The sequence below is a fragment of the Nonlabens arenilitoris genome, assembly GCF_002954765.1.
Lineage (GTDB): Bacteria > Bacteroidota > Bacteroidia > Flavobacteriales > Flavobacteriaceae > Nonlabens > Nonlabens arenilitoris.
Genome location: NZ_MTPW01000001.1, coordinates 2,171,113 through 2,193,539 on the forward strand (window position 1 = coordinate 2,171,113; position 22,427 = coordinate 2,193,539).

Annotated in this window: 21 protein-coding genes; 10 read left to right on the forward strand and 11 right to left on the reverse strand. The window is 35.6% G+C overall.

The window, feature by feature from the left end:
- Positions 1-35: 35 nt before the first annotated feature.
- Positions 36-626, forward strand: coding sequence for a type 1 periplasmic binding fold superfamily protein (locus BST92_RS09525; RefSeq protein ID WP_105072241.1), 591 nt, complete (start codon positions 36-38; stop codon positions 624-626).
- A gap of 75 nt (positions 627-701) precedes the next feature.
- Here BST92_RS09525 and BST92_RS15015 read toward each other — a convergent pair whose 3' ends face one another.
- From BST92_RS15015 to BST92_RS09555, 7 genes are all read right to left on the reverse strand, one after another.
- Positions 702-842, reverse strand: coding sequence for a hypothetical protein (locus BST92_RS15015; protein WP_170061732.1), 141 nt, complete (start codon positions 840-842; stop codon positions 702-704).
- A 29-nt stretch (positions 843-871) separates the two neighbouring features.
- Entirely contained in the window at positions 872-1,039 is a 168-nt protein-coding gene (locus tag BST92_RS09530; RefSeq protein ID WP_036581536.1) for a lmo0937 family membrane protein, read from the reverse strand.
- Between the two features lie 88 nt (positions 1,040-1,127).
- Positions 1,128-2,669: a cryptochrome/photolyase family protein gene (locus tag BST92_RS09535; protein WP_105071239.1), complete on the reverse strand. Its 1,542-nt coding sequence runs from the start codon at positions 2,667-2,669 to the stop codon at positions 1,128-1,130.
- Between the two features lie 69 nt (positions 2,670-2,738).
- Complete coding sequence (locus BST92_RS09540; protein WP_105071240.1) at positions 2,739-4,067, reverse strand: DASH family cryptochrome; 1,329 nt, start codon at positions 4,065-4,067, stop codon at positions 2,739-2,741.
- A gap of 13 nt (positions 4,068-4,080) precedes the next feature.
- Positions 4,081-4,212 carry a DUF2256 domain-containing protein gene (locus BST92_RS09545; protein WP_105071241.1) on the reverse strand — a complete coding sequence of 44 codons (132 nt, stop codon included), beginning with the start codon at positions 4,210-4,212 and terminating at the stop codon, positions 4,081-4,083.
- Positions 4,205-4,858 carry a flavin reductase family protein gene (locus BST92_RS09550; RefSeq protein WP_105071242.1) on the reverse strand — a complete coding sequence of 218 codons (654 nt, stop codon included), beginning with the start codon at positions 4,856-4,858 and terminating at the stop codon, positions 4,205-4,207. Before BST92_RS09550 ends, BST92_RS09545 begins: the two co-directional genes overlap by 8 nt.
- A 115-nt stretch (positions 4,859-4,973) precedes the next feature.
- Positions 4,974-8,990 carry a fibronectin type III domain-containing protein gene (locus tag BST92_RS09555; protein ID WP_105071243.1) on the reverse strand — a complete coding sequence of 1,339 codons (4,017 nt, stop codon included), beginning with the start codon at positions 8,988-8,990 and terminating at the stop codon, positions 4,974-4,976.
- A gap of 308 nt (positions 8,991-9,298) precedes the next feature.
- Between BST92_RS09555 and BST92_RS09560 the strand changes: the two genes are divergently transcribed.
- Positions 9,299-10,096: a class I SAM-dependent methyltransferase gene (locus BST92_RS09560; protein ID WP_105071244.1), complete on the forward strand. Its 798-nt coding sequence runs from the start codon at positions 9,299-9,301 to the stop codon at positions 10,094-10,096.
- A 203-nt stretch (positions 10,097-10,299) separates the two neighbouring features.
- Here the strand turns inward: BST92_RS09560 and BST92_RS09565 are convergent, their stop codons facing one another.
- From BST92_RS09565 to BST92_RS09580, 4 genes are all read right to left on the reverse strand, one after another.
- Positions 10,300-12,729, reverse strand: coding sequence for a TonB-dependent receptor domain-containing protein (locus tag BST92_RS09565; RefSeq protein WP_105071245.1), 2,430 nt, complete (start codon positions 12,727-12,729; stop codon positions 10,300-10,302).
- A complete protein-coding gene (locus BST92_RS09570; protein ID WP_105071246.1) occupies positions 12,710-14,092 on the reverse strand; it encodes an HTTM domain-containing protein in 1,383 nt (460 codons plus the stop codon). Before BST92_RS09570 ends, BST92_RS09565 begins: the two co-directional genes overlap by 20 nt.
- 67 nt (positions 14,093-14,159) lie before the next feature.
- A complete protein-coding gene (locus tag BST92_RS09575; RefSeq protein ID WP_105071247.1) occupies positions 14,160-15,281 on the reverse strand; it encodes an imelysin family protein in 1,122 nt (373 codons plus the stop codon).
- Between the two features lie 78 nt (positions 15,282-15,359).
- On the reverse strand, positions 15,360-16,565 hold the full coding sequence (locus BST92_RS09580) for a DUF4856 domain-containing protein (RefSeq protein ID WP_105071248.1): 1,206 nt from the start codon (positions 16,563-16,565) through the stop codon (positions 15,360-15,362).
- Positions 16,566-16,818: 253 nt separating this feature from the next.
- Here BST92_RS09580 and guaB point away from each other — a divergent pair, with 253 nt between their 5' ends.
- The 8 genes from guaB to ftsY all read left to right on the forward strand — a co-directional run bounded on the left by guaB (position 16,819) and on the right by ftsY (position 22,371).
- Positions 16,819-18,294, forward strand: a complete 1,476-nt coding sequence (guaB, locus tag BST92_RS09585) for an IMP dehydrogenase (protein ID WP_105071249.1) — start codon at positions 16,819-16,821, stop codon at positions 18,292-18,294.
- A gap of 2 nt (positions 18,295-18,296) precedes the next feature.
- Positions 18,297-18,911 carry a fumarylacetoacetate hydrolase family protein gene (locus BST92_RS09590; RefSeq protein ID WP_105071250.1) on the forward strand — a complete coding sequence of 205 codons (615 nt, stop codon included), beginning with the start codon at positions 18,297-18,299 and terminating at the stop codon, positions 18,909-18,911.
- A complete protein-coding gene (locus BST92_RS09595; RefSeq protein ID WP_105071251.1) occupies positions 18,908-19,243 on the forward strand; it encodes an Hpt domain-containing protein in 336 nt (111 codons plus the stop codon). Before BST92_RS09590 ends, BST92_RS09595 begins: the two co-directional genes overlap by 4 nt.
- Positions 19,244-20,491: a CinA family nicotinamide mononucleotide deamidase-related protein gene (locus tag BST92_RS09600; RefSeq protein ID WP_105071252.1), complete on the forward strand. Its 1,248-nt coding sequence runs from the start codon at positions 19,244-19,246 to the stop codon at positions 20,489-20,491.
- Between the two features lie 158 nt (positions 20,492-20,649).
- Positions 20,650-20,889, forward strand: coding sequence for a 50S ribosomal protein L28 (rpmB, locus tag BST92_RS09605; RefSeq protein WP_036581503.1), 240 nt, complete (start codon positions 20,650-20,652; stop codon positions 20,887-20,889).
- Between the two features lie 19 nt (positions 20,890-20,908).
- Positions 20,909-21,091 (forward strand): 50S ribosomal protein L33, encoded by a 183-nt coding sequence (gene rpmG, locus BST92_RS09610; protein ID WP_040003760.1) that lies wholly within the window; start codon positions 20,909-20,911, stop codon positions 21,089-21,091.
- 6 nt (positions 21,092-21,097) lie between these two features.
- Positions 21,098-21,250: a DUF4295 domain-containing protein gene (locus BST92_RS09615; protein ID WP_081866548.1), complete on the forward strand. Its 153-nt coding sequence runs from the start codon at positions 21,098-21,100 to the stop codon at positions 21,248-21,250.
- Between the two features lie 167 nt (positions 21,251-21,417).
- Positions 21,418-22,371 (forward strand): signal recognition particle-docking protein FtsY, encoded by a 954-nt coding sequence (ftsY, locus tag BST92_RS09620; protein WP_105071253.1) that lies wholly within the window; start codon positions 21,418-21,420, stop codon positions 22,369-22,371.
- Positions 22,372-22,427: the final 56 nt, after the last annotated feature.

A 22,427-nucleotide genomic window follows, 5' to 3' on the forward strand; every position in this document is an offset into this window, starting at 1 on the left:
AATTAAACAAGTAAATTAAGTAAATAATGAAAACAATGAAAACAATTAACGCAATCAACCCGAGAACAATGAGATCAAATGCAATTAAAGTACTAGGATTACTAGCGGCAACAGCTGTCTTTACATCATGTGATAATGATGATGATATTAGTGCTGAAAATGAAGAAGAAGTAATAACAACTGTTGAGTACACATTAACGAGTACAACTGATGCTAATAATGTAGTAGTGTTTACATCAGTAGATGCAGATGGTGAAGGGCCGCTTTCTCCAGTAGAAACTGTTACTGGAACCTTAATGGCTAATACAGTCTACAATGGTAGTATTAAATTTTTAAATGAATTAGAATCACCAGCAGAAGACATTACTGTTGAAGTTGCAGAAGAAGATGATGAGCATGAAGTTTTCTATATCGATTCTATATCTGACTTAACTATCGCAAAAGTTGATACAGATGTAAACGGTAATTCTCTAGGCTTAGATACTACATTCACTACTGGAGCTTCTGGCACAGGTACATTGACAGTTGTTTTAAGACATGAGCCTTTAAAGCCTAACGATGGAACACTAGCAAATGCAGGCGGCGAAACTGATGTACAAGTTGAATTTGATTTAGATGTTCAATAAGAACTTTTGAATATAGCCTAAGAAAAAAGCCATTCCTTTAAGAATGGCTTTTTGTTTATAATATATACAGTACAACTAGTCTACTGCATCTTCTACGTCATCTGCAACGCTTTCAACAGCGTCTTCTACTTTATCTCCTGTGCTTTCTTCACGACAACTAGATATAGAAATAGTGAATAATGCAACAATGGCAATTACGATTGATTTTTTGATCATGATATTGGTTTTTAAAAGTTAGTGTTTGATTATAATGGTTTCTTACCTGATATAATATTGTAAAGAATTACGATTACTGCAATTACTAGTAAAACATGAATAAGATTACCCATTCCCATTCCACCGCCTATTCCAGCTAGTCCTAAGACCCAAATAATTATACAGATTACTGCTACAAGCCATAAAATACTTCTCATAATTTAAATGTTTAATTGGTTATATGACTAATTTATAACTATTCTTTTATCAATTTGCTAATAAAATCAAAATTCACATTAAATTATGTTAATAATTGTGAGGATTATTAATTACGTCATTTGCTCTTGATTTATGAGCCATTAATTTATCTGTATCCATCTTCTTCAATAAATTCATCATCATAGCCATGCGATGATTTCCTTTAAAATAATCTTTCTTCTCATCTAGAAAATTCCAGTATAAAGAATTGAAAGGGCATGCATTTTCCTCAGCATTCTTTTTAGAAACTTTATAATGGCACCCTTTACAGTAATTACTCATTTTATTAATGTAACTACCGCTAGATACGTAAGGCTTAGTAGCAACTATCCCACCATCTGCCCATTGCGACATACCACGTGTGTTAGTGATCTCTACCCATTCTATAGCATCTATATAAATGCCTAGATACCATTCGTCTACATAACTAGGCTCTGTCATGGTCAGTAATGCATAGTTCCCAGTGACCATCAATCGTTGAATATGATGTGCATATGCATTATCGAGGGAATTATTAATGGAGTGACTTAAACAGTTCATCTTAGTCTTACCAGTCCAGTAAAATTCTGGTAACTTATTTTGATTTTCTAGTTGGTTTTGACTTTGATAGCTAGGCATTTCCTTCCAGTATATTCCTCGCATAAATTCGCGCCATCCTAGTATTTGTCTTATAAAACCTTCTACTTGGGAAATGTCAATTTTTGGTTTTCCGCTTTCGCGAAAGCGAACTAATACAGCGTCTATGACTTCTCTAGGGCTTAATAGTTTACAATTCATTGCAAAGCTCAACCTCGAATGATATAAATAGTGTTGGTCTGTATGCATAGCATCTTGATAGGTGCCGAATTCTATAAGTAAATGCTCACAGAAGTAATTTAATACATCCAGTCCATCCTGTCTACTGGTAGGCCAGTTGAAGTCTTTTTCATCGATGCGTCCCATGGTTTTTACACCTTCTTTTTTAAGAAGATTTACTATTGCAGTAACGTCTTTTCTAAAACCACGCTTGTGTGGTATGTCAGTCTCGCCTTTCCATTGATTGCGGTTACTGTGATCATAATTCCATTTTCCTCCTTCGGGTTCTAGGTCATCATCAATCATAATTTGATGCTTCTTGCGCATATCTCGATAGAAATATTCCATTGTCATGCGTTTTTTACCTTTAAAGAATTTCTCAACATCTTTTCTTTTAGTAAAAAAATGTTCGGTATCATAACCTTGCCATTCTATTTCTAGTGATTTACAGAAGTCTTTGAGCTGTTGATCTAGTCTGTATTCATCTGGTGCTAGGTATTCAAACTTTTCAATCTTTTGTTCTTTGATGATTTGGTTAAGGTTCTCTACTAGATCTTGGGTATTTTTATCATCATCGAGGTGGTAGTAAATGCTTTTCCAGCCACGATTGTTTATCCATTCATTAAAACCACGCATCGCCATAAAAAAGGCAACGACTTTTTGTATATGATGGGTGACATAATCTGTTTCCTGACGCATTTCGGCCATGAAGTAAATGATGTTTTCTTGGTCACCATTAAACCAAGAGTGTTTATGATTAAGTTGATCGCCTAGTATGAGTCTTAATGTTTTCATTTTTTAAAATTTCAGATTGGGTCTGTAATGGCTTTTTTACCTAGAGATTTGAAGTACTGCTAATGAGTTTTAAAACAATTCCTCTTGTAACCATATTCTTTGATATTTACCATCACTATCGTACCTACTTGCTTGCAATTGAATATTAAAGGTTCTATTTCTAGGATCGTTACCTACACCACTATTGTACATCCAGTTACCATAATTAGAATGCACATCATAATCAATTAAAATATGCTCAAAATATGCTGCGCCTATACGCCAGTCTTGTTCTTTATGCATGGACCAGTAGCTGGCAACGTTTTGCCTACCTCTATTGCTCATCCAACCAGTGGCGGCCAGTTCCATCATGTTTGCGTTTACAAATCTCTCATGAGTTTCACCATTGATCCATTTTATTAATTCACGTTCACTGGTTTTCCATTCATAATCTTTGTGTAGGATACCACCTAATTTGAAGATGTTGTTCCCATTTTTCAATGAAACATATTTAAAGAAATCACGCCATATAAGCTCAAAAACAAGCCAATAGGTATCTTGATTTTTTTTCACTTCTTTTTCAAATCGTTGTACTTCCCAATAGATTTCACGTGCACTGATGCAACCTATTGCTAGCCAAGCACTTAATTTGCTACTGTAATCGATGCCTATTAAACCGTTTCTAGTTTTTTTATAGTATTGAAGTTTGCCAGTATCCCAGAAATAATGATTGATTCTATCCCATGCTGCAGTGGCGCCACCTTTCCATGGAAATGTGCTGCGATGATCTTTTTCAAAGCTTTCTAGGCCTAGGTCTTGTAGTGTTGGGATTGTAGTAAGAGCAACTTCCGGAAGTTCTTGTTTGTAATTTCTTATATCAACTAACGATCTTACTCGAGATTCTTTCTCACACTTTTTACGGAACTGCGTAAAAACGGTTGGGATTTTTTGAAAGTTAGAGTAGGGAACATCTTCTGGATGAAAAAGGAACTGATCATAAATGCGATGTCCTTTAGGTTTTATCTCTAGCTTATCGAGTGCTGTACCTAATCGTTTTTCTTGCTCAACCTCATCACGTGTCCACTCTTTTTGTAAAAAGATATTTGTGATGTGATGCTCTTTAATTATATCTGGAATCACATTTGCTGGCGAATCGTAGTATACTAGCAAAGGAATACCGTGGTCTTTTAATTGTTTGCGTAAATCTTCTATAGCTTCAATAATGAACTGCGCTCTAAATTTTCCCATTTTACCAAAAGGTAAATCTAGATCAATATCAAGACCAAAATTACTGTTCTGATAAAAGATTGGGTCAAAACAATATACACCTATTACTTCACCGTTATTATCACACGCATTTTTAAGGCTATGATTATCAGTTACTCTTAAATCATTTCTAAACCAGACGAGATTATTCATATATCAATTAATGCTATTTATTTGCGCTACATTTTTTACTGCAATACTTTACAGTTTCCCAATTCTTTTCCCATTTTTTACGCCAGGTGAATTCTCTATTACACACCGGACATACTTTAGTAGGTAAGTTGTGTTGGTTACGCATTATGGTGAATTGAAAGTTCTTCTAACTCTTTGTCTACTTGTGCATAAGACAATCGCTTTTTTGTGTTGGTGACAGCATAACCGTCTAAACCATTAATTGCAATGCTACCTGCTTTACCTATGTCTAGCCATCCATCTAGGTGTAAAATATCTGGTGTTATAAATATGTCAGTTATTTTACAAATGACTAGAATGCAGTTGTTCTCTTTAATAGGGTATTCGTTTACATAATCTGCTGCAACTTGAATGGATGCTTCCTTTACAAAAGGTGCAACAAAATTATCACGACGAAGTAATTCTATATCTAACTCATCAAATTCAGAAACTTGCTCAGCATATTTTGCACTCGATTGATGTGCTCTGTCTACTAGATTCATATTCACATGGTTTAAGGTAATTTTACCAGTAGTTTTTAAATTCTGATAAGTATGACCGACTCCATGTCCTAATGGTCGTTGGACAAAACTAAACATGGCTGGATTGCTTCCTAAATGTGTGACACTACTAAAAATGGCTACATTGTCTGTATCGTCTATGGAACGAGATGCTAGTAGGTTAGCGCTCTTAAATCCAGTTACACTATTAATAAGATTGCCGCGATAAAAGCGATCATAGTTTTCTAAGTCTTTGTGTGAGATATGTTGCATGTAGTCAAAATTACGTTTAATATTTCAACTTAAAAGTTAAACATTATTAAATACAGAATAAAAAAATGGTCTCTAATAAAGAGACCATTTTAAGGGTTAATTAAATTTTAATCCATTATTCAACTATAAATCTTTTGATTATAGTTTCTTTATAAGTCTTAATTTGAATCATATAAATTCCTGTAGGTAAGTCTGATACATCGACTTTTTGTTTTGTTTTACCACTAGAAATATATTGTCCTTGCAAATTAATTATGCTATAGTCTATAGACTCTAATCTAGGTGCCGCAATGTTTAAGTAGCCATTACGTACTGGATTTGGATATATTGTTATAAACGGTGTACTTACGGCCGTAACGCTGCTTAGGAAGCTATTAGCAATAGCGCCACCTACACAAAAGTTAGTAACCTCTGTAGTGGTAAAAGATCCACCAGCAGCAAGTGTTGTTCCATCTGCGGTCAAGCTATAGCTTCCATTCCCATAAGAACAACACATTCCGTCTCCATATGAATCATTAAAAGTTAATACATAGCAATCTGCTGGTAATGATAACGGAATATTGATGCTTGAACCTTCTGCCTGTCCATCATATCCACTACCAGAGGCTATAGTTGTACCATTGCCATTTGCTAAAGACCAACTTGTTTCTGAAGCATAACGGTCAAAGGTTATGGAAAGGTTTGCTGTGGTACTTGTGGCATTTGAACTTAAAGCTATATCGTCTATGGCTATATCACCTTGCCATTGATTAGTTGTAGTTCCTACAAATCTTAATTGAACGTCATTTCCAGTGTAAGGACTTAAGTCTATACTGGCCGTTAACCAAGCGTTTCCTTGATTGCCTGCTCGAGACCATAACGCAGACCAGCTAGAGCCATTATCAATACTTGCCTGCAACGTTAAACTTCCCATACTGGCAATGCCATACATATGATATTTAAAACTCATAGTTGCAGAATTTAAAGTGGTTAAGTCAAAACATGGCGAATTAAAATAGGTGGTTTTTGAAGTGTTGTTAGGAGCAGATGCCTCAACATACATATAAAACGAGCCTTGAGAAGCCGAACTAGGACCTGTATTACTTGATGGTGTACTACCTGATCTTCTAGTCCAGTCAAAATCATCTCCAGTTCCCTGAGACCAACCGCCTAAACCTGTTTCATATCCTTCATTATACGGTAAAGAAATAGCATTTACACAACCAGGTGTTGAGGTAGCTTCAGTGGTAAAATTAACAGCACTACTTAGTGAGCTGTTGTTACCGGCAGCGTCTTTTGCTCTTACTGCAACGCTATAAGATGTTCCAGCGCTCAAACCGGTTAAGCTTGCTGTAGTTCCAGTCACATTATTTAATAGAGAACCATCTATATAAAGGTCATAACTAGTTACTCCTATGTTGTCACTAGACGCACTCCATGAAATGGTAGCGGTATTTTGAGTTATTGAAGTAACACTTAACCCAGCCGGAACTGATGGTGCTGTTTGATCAGTTGGTGTGACACTTATACTATTAGAGGCGCTAGAGATATTACCTGCTGCGTCTACAGCTCTTATATTAAAGCTATAGCTAGTACCTATTACTAATCCTGTAATTTGTATACTAGTGTTTGCCGTGGTTGTCAATACAGTAGTGCCACGTCTAACTTCATAAGCAATAACGCCTATATTATCAGTTGATGCGGTCCAGTTTAAATCTACCGTAGATTCAGTAAGGTTACTACTAGTCAATGATGAAGGAGCGCTAGGTGCTGTAGTATCAACAGTGCTATTGCTTATAATCACCGTATAATCTTCTACCTCGCCATAATTAAAACTACCACAAGATGCAGGTATTGCATTGTATTGCATAGAAATTCTCATTCTAGTGGCACCACTTAATGCACTGTTAGGTATAGAAATAGAACCACTAGCAGGCGTGTTTTGCGATGCAGCTGCTGTCCAGACGGTTTCACCACTATCGTTAAAATCACCATCCTGATTAAAATCTATCCAGGCTGCATAACCTTCAGCATACACAGTACCTGTCCAAGTAGGTGTTACGGTTAAGGTGTAATCAGTTCCTTTAGAAAGATTAGTAGATACATTAGTATAGTTTGTATAACCACCAGCACCAGCAACGCTACTTTGATCAATCGTATTAAATTGTACACGACCTATAAACTCGTCTGCAACGCTATTACCATTTGAGGCACAGTATTGTACGCTGGTTGTTGAGAATGTGATGCTAGAACTGTATGCGCTAACACTTCCGTCGTCACAAACACTGCGTACTTGAGCCTGGTAAGATGTCGTCGCAGTTAATCCATTGATAGTTATACTAGGCGTGTTTGTGGCAAGGTTAGTCCATGTTGTGGTTCCGCTTTCGCGAAAGCGTACCTGATACGTAGCACTTGCCACAGCATTCCAGCCTATAGATGCGTCAGAACTACTTGAGCCATTTACATTGATGCCGGATGGAGTAGAGGCAACACATGGTTGAGCTTGAGCGGCAATTCCAGTCACGATTAAAGAATAATTTTGACTACCGCTACTTAAACTTCCTTTATGTGTTATGGTTATCGTGTATGTACCAGATGGATTGTTTATATCAACACGTTCATAGGGATCACGACTATTGTCTCCTTTGCCGTTAGAGGTGATACCAGTAAGTCTCCATGGATTAAATGTCGTTCCAGACTTAGTAACTCTAATGTCTAAATCATTTACCAGTCGCGCGGTATTACTATTTGCAGTGGTGGTTGCTGTACCGGCAACATCTGTCCATGAAATAGAAGCTTTAAGGTCTTCAAGTCCACTAGCATTTACATCTATAGTATAAGATTGTCCCGAGCTTAGTGTCAGTTCTGAAACGATAGAATTAGTTCCTTCTGTCATTAAAGTTTCGGCTGCTTTTTTAGTATTCATAAGTCCCCAACCATAGATGGCGTCAGGACCACTGCTTCCAGCATCATCTGCTGTGTGTAGTGCTATACCTTTTAAGGTTGCTGCTCTCATGTACGAGCCGTTAAGGCTGTTGTGATATTGTTGTAATAGTAATAAAGATCCCATCACATTAGGTGATGCCATCGATGTTCCTGTAATTGAATTATAGGCTGTATTACTACTTTCATAAGTAGAATAAACACTTGTACCATTACCTGTGATGTCTGGTTTTATACGTAAATCGTCTGTGGGACCTTCACTAGAACTACTATTGATTGAAACGCTGTTCAACGTACCATTTGAATTGATATTAGCATCATTTGCATTTGCGACAACTAGGTTATTTTTTGAAACGGCATGACCAGTTAATTTATCATAACTAGCATTTCCGTCTAGTGGAGCACCATTTGCACTGTTATCATTACCATCATTTCCAGCGGCAACTACCATTAAGTAATATGGAGCATTATACATGATAATGTCCCAATCTCTAGACTCATCAATATAACCACCAAAGAAGTAAGAAGGCAGTTGTGGATTACCAAATTGATCTCTGGTCGCATAACCATAAGAATGGTTAGAAAGTAACATACCATTTGAGGCTTGCGATGTTGCTTCGGCTTTATCATTATTCCAGTCGTGGCCTACAGCGCTAGCACGTGGAGCCATACCTTTAGCGGCTGGTTGAGCTCCATAAGCTATTACAGTTCCCGTGACGTGTGCAGCATGGTAATTAAGTGTGGTTGAGCTGTCACCTATAGAAAAACGATTAGTGCCACCAGGACCATCATACTCTTGATGTGATGCACGAGCCAGTCCACCATCCCAAATGTAACCGGTCATGTTTTGACCTTCTATGTTTAGTCCTAGTCCACCATTGCTATGTAAATAATTAGTGCGTGTAGATGTTGCGGCATCTACATTTAGGGTTGAATAATAGATAGGAGTGCCATTTACAATTCTTTGTATTTCCACTAATGTACCATCATCTAATATTTTTCTAACAGCGATGTTGTTGGCTATGGCATAGCTCATAGCTTCCTGTTTTTCTTGAACAGACTCTAGTTGGAATCTGGTCTCAAGTTGCTGAAGTTTAACCAGATCCATTCTACTGGTTATCGTCTCGCGTTCTTTTTCTGTCTGAGCGACTGACAGAAGTCCTATTAGACCGATGAAAGAACAAAGTAAGCGTTTAGTAGTAATTCTCATTCTTTGATTGTTTTAAGGTTAATGACATATAGTTAATCAATTTATATGTTAAAAATTTAAGATATAGGTAATTTTATTCTTACTCGTTACAGATACTTAATTCCTAATCAATGTGTAAATGTTTGGTTTTCAGTATGTTGATTTGTTAAGTGAATTGTTGATAGAATTTTACAGTTGAACTGAACTAATTGTTGTTTTATCCGATTAAAAGCGCGGTTAACCGATTTTATTTGCTCTTCATATACTAGTTCACTGTTTCGCGATAAGATATTATCTATTATTGTTTTACATCAATTAAATAGTGCGTCATGGATCTTGAAAAAGCTTTTGAAATAAATAAAGAAACTTGGAATAAAAAGACAGCTGTACATTTTGAGAGTGAGTTCTATGATAAGGACGCTTTCGCGAAAGCGAAGAATTCTCTTAATACTTATGAATTAACGGCACTAGGTGATGTAAAAGGTAAAAAGTTGCTGCATTTACAATGTCATTTTGGTCAGGATACCTTGAGCTGGGCACATAAAGGCGCTGAAGTTACAGGAGTAGATATAAGTGATGAGGCTATAAAACTAGCTCGTAAATTGAGTAAAGAGCTAGATATACCTGCGCAATTTGTGTGCTGTAATGTGCTTGAAACATCAGATTATGTTGAAGATAAATTTGATATCATCTTTACCAGTTATGGTACTATAGGCTGGTTGCCAGATCTAAAGCCATGGGCACAGATGATAAGTGAACGCTTAAAATCAGGCGGAATTTTCTATATAGCAGATTTTCATCCTATCGCCTGGATGTATGATTACAATGTGACACCGCCGGTTATGAAATATCACTATGCGAGAGAAGAAGCCATATATGATGAATATGAAGGTACTTATGCAAATAATACATCTAAAATAATTAGTAAGGAGTATGGCTGGAATCACAGCCTGAGTGAAGTAGTACAGTCACTCTTAAATGCTGGACTTGATATAGATTTGCTTACTGAGCATGATGGAAGTCCCTATAATGTTTTTCCAAACATGAAGTTGCAGGATGATGGATTGTATTATCTAGAAGATGGATTGTATCCTATAATCTTTGAAGTAAGAGCTAGAAAGGCATAAAAAAAATGCCCTACTTATGAATTAGGGCATTTTAGGGGAAAGCATTTTGAATTAACTTTACAAAACGTTAGCAATTTAGTAAAATACTTTTCTAGATACAATAGAAAAAAATGAAAATAAGCTAACTATTAGTAAGAATATTCCAGTATCTATAATTGAGGCTAGTAGTTTTTAAGAATATAATATTTTTAAAGATTATTTTCTTAGATCTTAATCTCTAGAGTTACATAGTAATTACGGTTAGGCGAGGTGATAATTCCTGGTCCTGGATAACCGGTTGCTCTTCTTGTAAAATAGGAATTGTCTAGTACGTTATTAATTCCAGCTTCTAGTTTAAAGCGATTGTATTTATATGATGTTGAGAAATCTAACACATCATAAGCAGGTATGGCACCTATCACACCACTTAAATTTCCATCAGTTGCATTTGTTGCATCTGTAAATTGTTGTGATAAGTAAGAGTACTGTATACTGGATAAGAAATTTTTATATCCTAATTGAATTCCGGTTTTAAAATTAACTTCTGGTATAAATTCTACCTTATTACCTTCAATACCGTTTGCATCAGAATTTGTGTACTCTGAACTTACTAGAGAAGTGTTGAAAAATAGATTGAATTTATAATCTCGATTTTTAATGAATAATTTCTGTAAGTTGAGGTCAACCAGGCTTTCTAAACCATAGATAACTGCGTCACCTACATTACCACGTTGACTTTTTACACGACCATCATTGGATACAACCTGAGTAAAACCTATACGGTCATTATAAAATAAGGCAAACGCACTAGCGTCATAAGAAACGAAGTTATTAATATTACCACGTGCACCTATATCTGCTGTAAAACCTTTCTCATCATCTATATTTGGGTTAATCTCAAAAGCTGGATTTATGGTGCTTATGTCTGTAAATGTTACTGACCTATAGTTTTGTGAAATGTTACCATAAAATTCTACAGCGTCAGTAGGTTTATAACTAGTTCCTAATCCTAGTAAGGCAAATGCCCTTTCATTAGATCTATTTTCGTCAATTATTTCATTAAAGATGACATTGCCTGCAGCGTCCGTTCTTATTTCTCTTGTAAATCCTTCACTTTCGGTTTTTATATATTCTAGTCTGAAGCCTGGTGTAAAAGAAAGTTTATCGTTTGCATAAAAGATGTTTTCACCAAATAGAGAAATATTTAAATTGGGATAAATAAAGTCATTTTGATTTGAGTAGTTAGGAAACTCATCAAATCTGAAGTTGAAATCTGCATCGCTACCATCGCTTCCAGGACCTTGAGTACTTGTGTTGTTTGCTTTATAAAACTTAGAACCGATTAAGAAAATATTTTTCTTTCCAGCAAGATTGTAGTGGCTTAATAATCGAGCTTCGGCTCCATAATTATTAAAATCTCCTTTTATTAAATCTCTTTCATTACCTGGATCAACTTGATCGACACGATTTGTTCTGAAACCTAACGCATTACGTTGTGCTTGCAGTCCAAATGCGTTAAATGTGAATTTTGTGTCTTCAGTAAAATCATGAGAGAACTTAAGATTGTATAAAAACCAATCTACTTCAAACCAGTTACGTTCTCTATTGCTTTGAAAAGGATCATCTTCAAATTGTCGATCATTAAGACCACCAGCCTGCTGTGCTAGGTAATTAAGATATGTGATCTCTCCTGTTACCTTAGTCTGATCACTAAATTGATAACCGATGTGAGCATACACATTTTTTGATTCAAACTGAGAATTAGGTCTAAAACCATCGCCTTTTTTATAATTGAAAAAAGTATAATAACTCCATTTACCACTGGTGCCGCTTAGGCTGGTAAAGTTAGTGTATAGCCCATTAGATCCTATAGTGTTTCTAGTGATAAGCTCTAGAGATTTAGATGGATGAGGTTCTTTCATAACAAAATTTACTAGACCACCGAATTGTGTGCCGTATTGCAAGGATGCTGCACCACGTATTACTTGAATACTCTTTAAACCTTCTGCAGGTGGAGCATAGTAACTCTCTGGATAACCCAGCACATCTGCACTGATGTCATAACCATTTTGTCTCGTATTAAAGTTTGCGGTTCTATTAGGGTCTAGTCCACGGCCGCCTATGTTTAATTGTAAACCGGCATCATCATTTTGATAAATGTTTAGGCCAGCTACTTGATTAAATATTTGACGCGCGTTATTTGCCGCTAGGTTTGCAGTAGAATTTTCAATCAGGACAACTTCTGTTTTTTTACCAGCATATATAGAAGTTCCTTCAACATCTTTTAAACGTTCTAGTTGAAATATTTTTTCTTTACGTACCGTTAACTCAATTGCTGTTAGCTCTTCACCTAGTTGCTGTAATTGTACATCTTTTACAAGGTCTGTATTAATATTTATAGATTCTTCATACACAACATATTCATAACTGAACCAGATGAGTGTTAACTGATTTTGTGTGGTTGAAAAACGATACTTTCCATTTAGATCAGTTATGGCTAGTTGCCCAGCGTTTTTATCATAGATGGCTACATTTTCAATGGCTGTACCAGTGATGCGATCAGTAACTGTACCCGTAATTTGGTAAGCTTGTGCATATGACACAGACCAGGTCAGTATCATTAATAGTAAAATACTATAATCCTTTAATTTCATCTTCTAGTGGTAATATCCAGTCTTTGTGCTGGAATGAATCTTTAATCTGGTATAGATCTGTTGTAGGATCTATTAATCTGCGGCTGGTCCTTCCATTTAACGCGGCATAACAGTCTACATAAACTTGTACATTTTTATAACCTTGTGCGCTGTAGTGATCCCCTAAAAAATGAGCATATTCTAAAATAAAATCTGGTTGAAAGCTCATTTGTTTCTCTTGAAAAGACGTTAAAAAATCATCATTTTGTATGTAAAATGACTGTCCTGATGCGTCGACTATTTTGAATTGTGCATTTCCCATTTTCTCCATTAACATCACTCGCCACGAGAATCTATAACCTTCTTCAGTCCAGAACAATTCACCGGGATAGGTAAGGTAGCGCCATGGGAATAGTAGTTGGAATGTGAAAAATATAACTAATACTGGTATAATGATATTTTTAAATTTAATTTCATATGGTGTATGACCAGTACGCTTTCGCGAAAGCGGAGTTAATAAAAAGCTTAATGGGCTCAATTGTTTTTTTAGAAAGGCTATTATATTTTCATGCAATTTACTGTCAAAAAATACCAAGGCACTTACAATCATTATAAATGGAAACATTCCTATAGGAAACAATACACGTGTCAATACATGAAATATAATCACAGCTATGAATGCCCAAAGCCTTGTTTTTTTATAAAGTAATAGAAAAGGGATGAGCAAGTCATAGATCATGCCAGTCCAACTAAATGCATAATGTACCCATTCTTGTTGCATGATGTTACCCAGAAATGGTAAGTCGTATTTTGAAGGTAGCCATATTTTTAAAGGCATGGCTTTTAAGAGCCAGTCGCTATTGATTTTTGCTAGTCCAGCATAAAAATAGACAATACTTAATAGTAGTTTTATGCTATCAATACTCCATTGTGGTATGGATGGTGTGGTTAGATTGTTAGTTTTTGTTTTATTATAGTCTAGGGAAAAATAGCGGTTTGCTGGTAAAAAAATCATCAAAAAACTAAGTAGGCTAATAAAGTAATAGTGATTTAAATAAGTAGTTTTATCCATCAACTCTATATAAGTGAAGCTTAAGAAAAACAGGATAATAGATAACCTATATTTAAATCCTATGGCAATAAAAAAAGCGGTTAAACCGCAAATAGTAAATAATAAATAAGTGAATGTGCCTAGAGGTTTTGCCCATTCAAATCCAAAATATGAGAAATGAAATTGAGGTTCTATGTAAAGGCTATTGATCCATCCATGTGCAGCAAATCTTATAATACTATAAAACATCATGACTCCAAATCCAATGCGGAAAACCGCTAATGGCGCAGCAGATGTGTTCTTATCTAGATATGTCAGTATCGTTTTTTTCATAACCTAAAAAAAGGTTGTCTCATATTTTTCTATGAGGACAACCTTTTTTAAAATGTATTGATAGGGATTAATCACCATCAGCATCGACATAATCTACACTTATATTAAGTGTTTGTAACATGTCTACTTTTAACATAACGGTGACACGTTGTAGTTCATCATAAGTCATTAACATAGCAACATTATTATTATTTACCTGATCAAATAAATTATTATCCAGTTGATTAAGTTCAGTTCTGGCGGCTTCTATCTGACTATTTATAGAGGCTGTAAGGTCAGAAGTTCCACTGTTATCTCTTAATAGAGTCACATAACTTGCATAGCTTATACCATTGGTTGAGTTATTATAAGCTCTACCATTAAAGAAGTCTTGAACCGCTTGTAGAGCAGTTAGGGCAAGTTCTTTAGAATAAACTTTACTGTATAATCCTTCAACTTTATCTGCAAGTGGTGTTGTTGAAAAAACTCCTGCAGGTATTCCTACTTTATTTGCACGCAATCCCTTTTCATAATAAAAAATGAAATCGTTAATCAGCATGTTTACAGAGCTTGAAGCTGTATTTGCAGTGCTGTTTACAAATATATCTCTATAAGAACTAGTCCAGTCAGTTAATACAGTTGTGGTAAGTATATGCATTTGATCAATAATATCACTTAGGTAATTTTTGTATCCTAGTGCGTTGCTGTCAGTGGTGTAAAAGTCTATTATAGCACTGTCGTCATTACCTAAACCGTATAGTAAGTAGTCTATTGCAGGAAAGCCTACAGCGTCATTATTATTAGGACTGGTAAGGTCATAGGTTCCAGATGCTATGTTGTTTTGGATATCAGTCGTATTTGTAGGATAGATATTCATCTGGAAACTATATAGAATTTCTTCAGCCTTACCAATGTTAAACATCTCAACGTACTGCCATGTTTTATAAGCTGCTAGCCAGTCAGTTCTTAAATTATCAAGATTAGTCTGATTAGGCGTCGCTATAAAAATTTCTTTTGAAGCTTTTAAAGCAACTAAGTCAGAATCCAAATCTTGTAAAGCAGGTATGATAATGTTATCTGCTGCATTTTCTAAAAGCGATTTTCTGTCAAAGTTGTCTGATGAACCGTTAGCAGAATCGTCATTAGATTCAGTACATGAGCTGATCAGTATTACAGAAAACAGGGCTAAAGCTAATTGTTTGATCTTCATTATTAATTTTTAAAAGTTTGCAAATGTACCGTTGTAGTCGAGAGTATGTCCTATTAACTACATTAAATAAATGATAATTTAATTACTAGCTTGTGTGGTAGTGAAATTAAACCTTGCTGCGATATCATCTGATATTTGATCTAAAGTAGCAGGAGTAACGTCCCAGAAACCATTTCCAGTCATTAATTGATTTAAATAGTTATCTACTTCGGTCTTACTAAAATAAGGGGCATCAGTAATAGGATTACGTGTGAATTGAAGACTATAGATAAATCCGTAAGCTTCAGATAATCCATGAAAAGCTCTTGCAGGATCTGTTGTCAAGTTGTCTTTTCCGTTTTGTAAGTAAAACACAGCTCTTACAGCAGGAATTAATGAGATGTTCTCTCTAATTATAGCCGCTTGCTCATCTCTTACACTATAATTTTTATCAACAATTGCTTGACGTCCTAATTTAAAAGCATCATAGATTGTACTTGCTATACCAGCAAAATCTGCATCACTTTCTACACGATCGATATATTCACTTAAAAAGCTGTCTTGATCTAAAACAGGCGCGGTTGCATCTGGTTCTGCTCCATATAAGTATCCAAATGCTTCATCCCATTTGTGCTCCATATTAGTATAGTTTTTACCTGATACTAATATATCATTATCATTATCTGCTCTGTTTGTGCTTTCGTCAAGTACGGTTGTACTCAAATAATTATTTAAAATCTGGTCAGACATTAAAGCTCCTAAAAGACCTTTAGCAAATGCTTGATCATATTCTAGACCTTTGGCATTAACGTATCTAATGGTACCGCCACCAGCTTGTTGAATCTGTCCTGGTACACCAGCACTAGCAGTGTTGTTCCATGCAGGGAATATGTCATTTACTTGGGATGATATATAGTTATCAAAATCTGCTCTAATCGCAGCAGCATCTGTAGCGTTGCTAGAAAAATAGTCAGCACTGGCAGCAACTTTACTGCGTACACTTTTATCAGATGCGTTTAGGTCTGCGTCGCTAAAATCATTAGATCCTGCTACATGAGCAAACATGTTAGCTAATTGCGTTTCTGTAGTGGTAGTTTCTTTAAAAGCCGTTTTAATTTCTTCTGCCATTGCTATGCGTGTGGTCTGACCAGAGTAACTAACGGTACTTTCAGTTCCTCTAGTGAATGAATAAGTTGCAGGTGCAATTACATTGTTAGCAGTCATGTCATCATCATTATCACATGAAGTGGTAAGAAAGATAGCTAGGACAGCAGTAGCGATTAAAGATATTTTTCTAAGAGTCATTTTTCTTTTATTTAGACTTGATATAAATAGTTGAACTAATTTCGGCTGCAAATTTAAGCCCTTATTTAGATTTAATAAAGATAAGGCTGTGAATTTGTTATCGATATTTCTGATAAAAAATGATTTAATGATTGTTTTTTGTTATTAATACTGGTTCTAAATAGTAAGTTATTGACTATTTAAGTATTGTAATATTCATTTAAGTACTCACTAATTAAAAAACGTATATTTGCATGCAATAAAATTCTATTGCATGATTTCCCACGATTCTAAATTTCTAGGTGAAGGTTTAACCTATGACGATGTACTTCTTGTACCTGCTTATAGTGAGGTGCTCCCTCGAGAAGTAAGTATAAAAACAAAATTTTCAAGAAATATTACACTTAATGCACCTGTAATTAGTGCAGCTATGGATACGGTAACAGAAAGCCGTATGGCTATCGCTATGGCGCAAGAAGGTGGAATAGGGATCTTGCATAAGAACATGTCTATAGAAGCTCAAGCTCAAAAAGTACGACGTGTAAAAAGGGCTGAGAGCGGTATGATTATCGATCCAGTTACTCTAACCATAGAGGCCACGATAGGTGATGCTAAGGCTAGTATGAGAGAACACAGTATAGGTGGAATACCTATTGTTGATGAAGCTGGTTTTATAAAAGGAATCGTTACTAATAGAGATTTAAGGTTTGAAAAAGATAATAGTCGCTCTGTTACAGATGTGATGACATCAGAGAATTTAATCACCGCAAAAGCAGGCACATCCTTACATGATGCTGAAGCTATATTACAAGAATATAAAATAGAAAAATTATTAGTAGTAGATGATCAGGACAAGTTAGTTGGTCTTATAACCTTTAGGGATATTACTAAACTAACTTTAAAGCCTAATGCTAATAAAGATCAGTACGGCCGTTTAAGAGTGGCAGCTGCAATAGGTGTTACAGGAGATGCTGTTGATAGAGCTGGTGCTTTAGTAGATGCAGGAGTAGATGCCGTTGTTATCGATACCGCACATGGTCATACTAAAGGTGTGGTAGATGTTCTTAAAAAAGTAAAAGCAGCTTATCCAGATTTAGATGTTGTAGTAGGTAACGTTGCTACTGCTGAAGCTGCAAAATATTTAGCAGATGCTGGTGCAGATGCTGTAAAGGTAGGTATAGGTCCTGGATCTATATGTACAACACGTGTTGTTGCTGGTGTAGGTTTTCCACAATTAAGTGCTGTTATGGAGGCTGCTCATGCGTTAAAAGGTACTGGAGTTCCTGTAATCGCAGATGGTGGAATACGTTATACTGGTGATATCCCTAAAGCAATAGCGGCTGGAGCAGATTGTGTGATGCTGGGCTCTATGCTAGCTGGTACTACAGAGTCTCCAGGAGAAACCATAATATATGATGGGCGTAAATTTAAATCTTATCGTGGTATGGGATCTGTTGAGGCCATGCAACATGGTTCAAAAGATCGTTATTTCCAAGATGTTGAAGATGATATTAAAAAGTTAGTTCCAGAAGGTATTGTAGGTCGTGTGCCATATAAAGGTGATCTAGTAGAAAGCATGACGCAATTTATAGGTGGTTTGCGTGCAGGAATGGGTTATTGTGGAGCTGGTGATATAGAATCACTTAAAAATAATGGTCGCTTTGTGAAAATCACAGCAGCTGGTGTTCATGAAAGTCATCCGCATGACGTTACTATTACAAAAGAGGCACCTAATTATAGTCGTAAATAATAATGAAAATAATTTGCATCGGGCGTAATTATACAGAGCATATAGCAGAGCTCCAAAATGAGCGACCTACTGAGCCAGTTGTGTTTTTAAAACCAGACACTTCTATTTTACTACATAAACAGCCGTTTTTCATACCTACATTCTCAAATGATGTTCATCACGAGGTTGAAGTAGTAGTACGTATTAATCGTATCGGTAAGCATATCGATAAAAAATTTGCACATAAATATTATAATGAAATCGGTCTAGGAATTGATTTTACGGCAAGAGATGTACAACAACGTTGTAAAGAAAAAGGATTACCTTGGGAAAAGGCTAAGTCTTTTGATGGAGCTAGTGTTGTTTCAAGAGAGTTTGTTGATAAAGAAGAATTAGGTGATTTAAATAAATTATCTTTTGAACTATATAAAAACGATAACTTGCAGCAAAGTGGTGATACTAGTCATATGCTTTGGAAAATAGATGAAATTATCGAGCATGTCTCTCAATACTTCACACTTAAAATAGGAGATCTTATTTTTACAGGAACTCCGGCAGGCGTTTCTAAAGTCGCTGAGAATGATGTTTTAAAAGGAGTTCTAGCTGGTAGAGAAATGTTCCAGATTAAAGTAAAATGAAACAAACACTATACGATCTACAAAAGTTAAAAGAGTTATCTGATAACGATGCAGGCTTTATCAAAGACATGGTAAACATGTTTATAACTGAAATTCCTAAAGATCTTGAACATCTTGCGGTCGCTATAATTGATGATGATAGAGCGCGAGTGCACGAGTACGCTCATAAAATGAAACCCAGTATTGATATGTTTGGTCTGGACTGCCTGTCAGACATATTGATTATTGAAGCTTGGGGAAAATCAAATGATGAAATGGAAATTAAAGAACATTTCATGCGTGTAAATCAAGAGTTAGATATGGCACTTATACAACTTAAAAGAGATTTTTAAATGCAAGCAACTATAATTACTATAGGAGACGAAATTCTTATAGGACAAATTGTAGATACTAACTCTGCATGGATGTCACATGAACTCAATAAAATAGGAGTAAATGTGTATGAGATCATATCTATTAGTGATGATAGGGATCATATTCTTTCCGCTTTCGCGAAAGCGAAACAACAATCAGACATCGTTCTTGTAACTGGAGGATTAGGTCCGACTAAAGATGACATAACTAAGAAGACAATTTGCGAGTTTTTTGATGATCATCTGGAATTAAATCAAGAAGTTTTAGATCATGTAACAAGGTTGTTTAAAGAATATGTAAAGGCACCTATGGTTGACATGAATAAAGATCAAGCATTAGTACCGTCTAGAGCGCAGGTAATATCTAATCAGTACGGTACTGCGCCAGGTATGTGGATTGAAGATGAAGAAACCATTTTTGTATCCATGCCAGGTGTGCCATTTGAAATGAAGGCTTTAATGTCTGATGGTGTTATACCAAAAATTCTCAATATAGGTGAATTACCATTTATACATCACCGTACGATTCTTACAGCAGGTCAAGGAGAAAGTACAATAGCTACACGATTAGAGCAATGGGAAAATAACTTACCTGCTCATATTAAACTTGCTTATTTGCCCAGTTTAGGAACTGTACGTTTAAGATTGTCCTCTCGAGGAATGGATAAAGATTTTATTCTTAGAACGGTTGATGATCAAATTAAGCAGCTTTATGTACTTATAAATGATGTTATTGTAGGAGAAAGTAATGATGAGAGTTTAGTTCATGCAGTAGTTCATCTTTTAAAAGAGAAAAGTAAAACGGTTGCGACGGCTGAGAGTTGTACAGGTGGTAAAATAGCGAGTCTTATCACAGAAATTCCTGGAGCATCAAAAGTATTTATGGGAAGCACTGTTACTTATGCTACACAGTCTAAAGTTGATATGTTAGGAGTTGACCCAGCAATTATAGAAAAGTACAGCGTGGTTAGTGAACAAGTAGCACTAGAAATGGCTTCTAAAGCCCGTATAAAATTTAAGTCAGATTATGCAGTGGCTACTACAGGAAACGCTGGACCTACTCAAGGTGATAGTGATGCACCTGTAGGAACAGTCTATATAGGGATAGCAACACCAGAAAAAGCTTATGCTCTACGATTTATGATGGGTAATCATCGAGAAAGAGTAGTTCAAAAAACAATCAATAAAGCATTAGAGCTATTGCAAAAAGAGCTGATAGGTCAGTAATATTAGTCGTTGCGAGAAGATTGGGATTGCTTTTTTTAATATAGAAATAGTAAGATAATTAGCTTTTAGAAAAAAAATATAAAAAAGGGTACAATTTAGGCTTGTGAGAACGAATAAATAATCGTTATTTTGCAGTCCGATTTTAAACACAGATAATCATGTCACGAGTTTGTGAACTTACAGGTAAGAGAGCGATGTCAGGAAACAATGTTTCTCACGCAATGAATAAGACTAAACGTAGATTCAACGTGAATCTTTTTACTAAGCGTTTCTACCTTCCTGAAGAGGATAAGTGGATTTCACTTAAAGTATCTGCTAAGGCGATAAAAAACATCAATAAATTAGGTATTACTGAGGTAATGAAGCAAGCTCGCGCTAAAGGGCTTCTTACTAAGTAATCTATTAATATACTAGAAGATGGCAAAGAAAGGTAATAGAATTCAAGTAATACTTGAATGTACTGAGCACAAGGAGTCTGGTCAAGCTGGAACTTCTCGTTACATTACAACTAAGAATAAAAAGAACACGCCAGATCGTTTGGAAATTAAAAAATTCAATCCGATCTTAAAGCGTATGACTGTTCATAAAGAAATTAAATAATACGACATGGCAAAGAAATCAGTAGCAACCCTACAAACTGGGTCAAAGAGATTAACAAAGGCCATTAAGATGGTTAAATCACCTAAGTCAGGTGCATACACATTTGTAAGTGCTATTATGGCACCAGAATTAGTAAACGATTTCTTGAAAAAGAAATAAGTTGGTTAGTTAAGATGATAAAAGACCGCTCTGCTTGCAGAGCGGTCTTTTTTTGTAGACCATTTGTCAGTCATCTCTTAATGGCCTACAAATTGACTGCATAAAATGATGATACTTCTATAGTATCACATATATGATTAAATTTGCAACCACCAGAAATAGCCAAAATGAGTTTTTTTAAAAAGATATTTTCAAAAGAGAAGAAAGAAACACTAGATAAAGGACTAGAAAAAACCAAAACAACATTCTTTGATAAATTAGGTAAAGCCGTAGCTGGTAAATCTAAGGTCGATGCAGATGTTCTAGATGATCTTGAAGATGTATTAATTTCTAGCGATGTAGGTGTGGCTACTACTATTAAAGTAATAAATCGTATTGAAGAACGTGTCGCAAAAGATAAATACCTAGGTACTACTGAGCTTAACGGGATTTTACGAGATGAAATAGCAGGGCTTCTTAGTGAAGTTAATAATGGCGATGCCACTGATTTTACTATCCCAAAACAAGATGGGCCTTATGTAGTTATGGTGGTAGGAGTTAATGGTGTAGGTAAAACGACTACCATAGGTAAGCTTGCACACCAATTTAAACAAAAAGGTCTTAAAGTTGTTTTAGGTGCTGGTGACACTTTTAGAGCAGCGGCTGTTGATCAATTGCAAATCTGGGCAGATCGTGTAGGTGTAGAAATAGTTAAGCAAGAAATGGGTAGTGATCCTGCAAGTGTCGCTTTTGATACATTGCAAAGTGCCGTCGCTCAAAATGCAGATGTTGTGCTGCTAGATACTGCAGGTCGTTTACATAATAAGGTTAATCTTATGAACGAGCTTACTAAAGTCAAACGTGTAATGCAAAAAATTATACCTAATGCTCCTCATGATGTAATGTTAGTTCTCGATGGTTCAACAGGTCAAAATGCATTTGAACAAGCAAAACAGTTTACTGCTGCGACAGAGGTAAGTTCTCTTGCCGTTACTAAATTAGATGGTACTGCAAAAGGTGGAGTCGTGATAGGTATTTCAGATCAATTTCAAATTCCGGTAAGATATATAGGTGTGGGCGAAGGAATGGATGATTTACAAGTTTTTAATAAAACTGAATTCGTTGATAGTTTCTTTAATTAAGTCCAACAATAAACATTTAATAACTCTTAAATCTAGCAACGGTTAGGTCTAAGAGT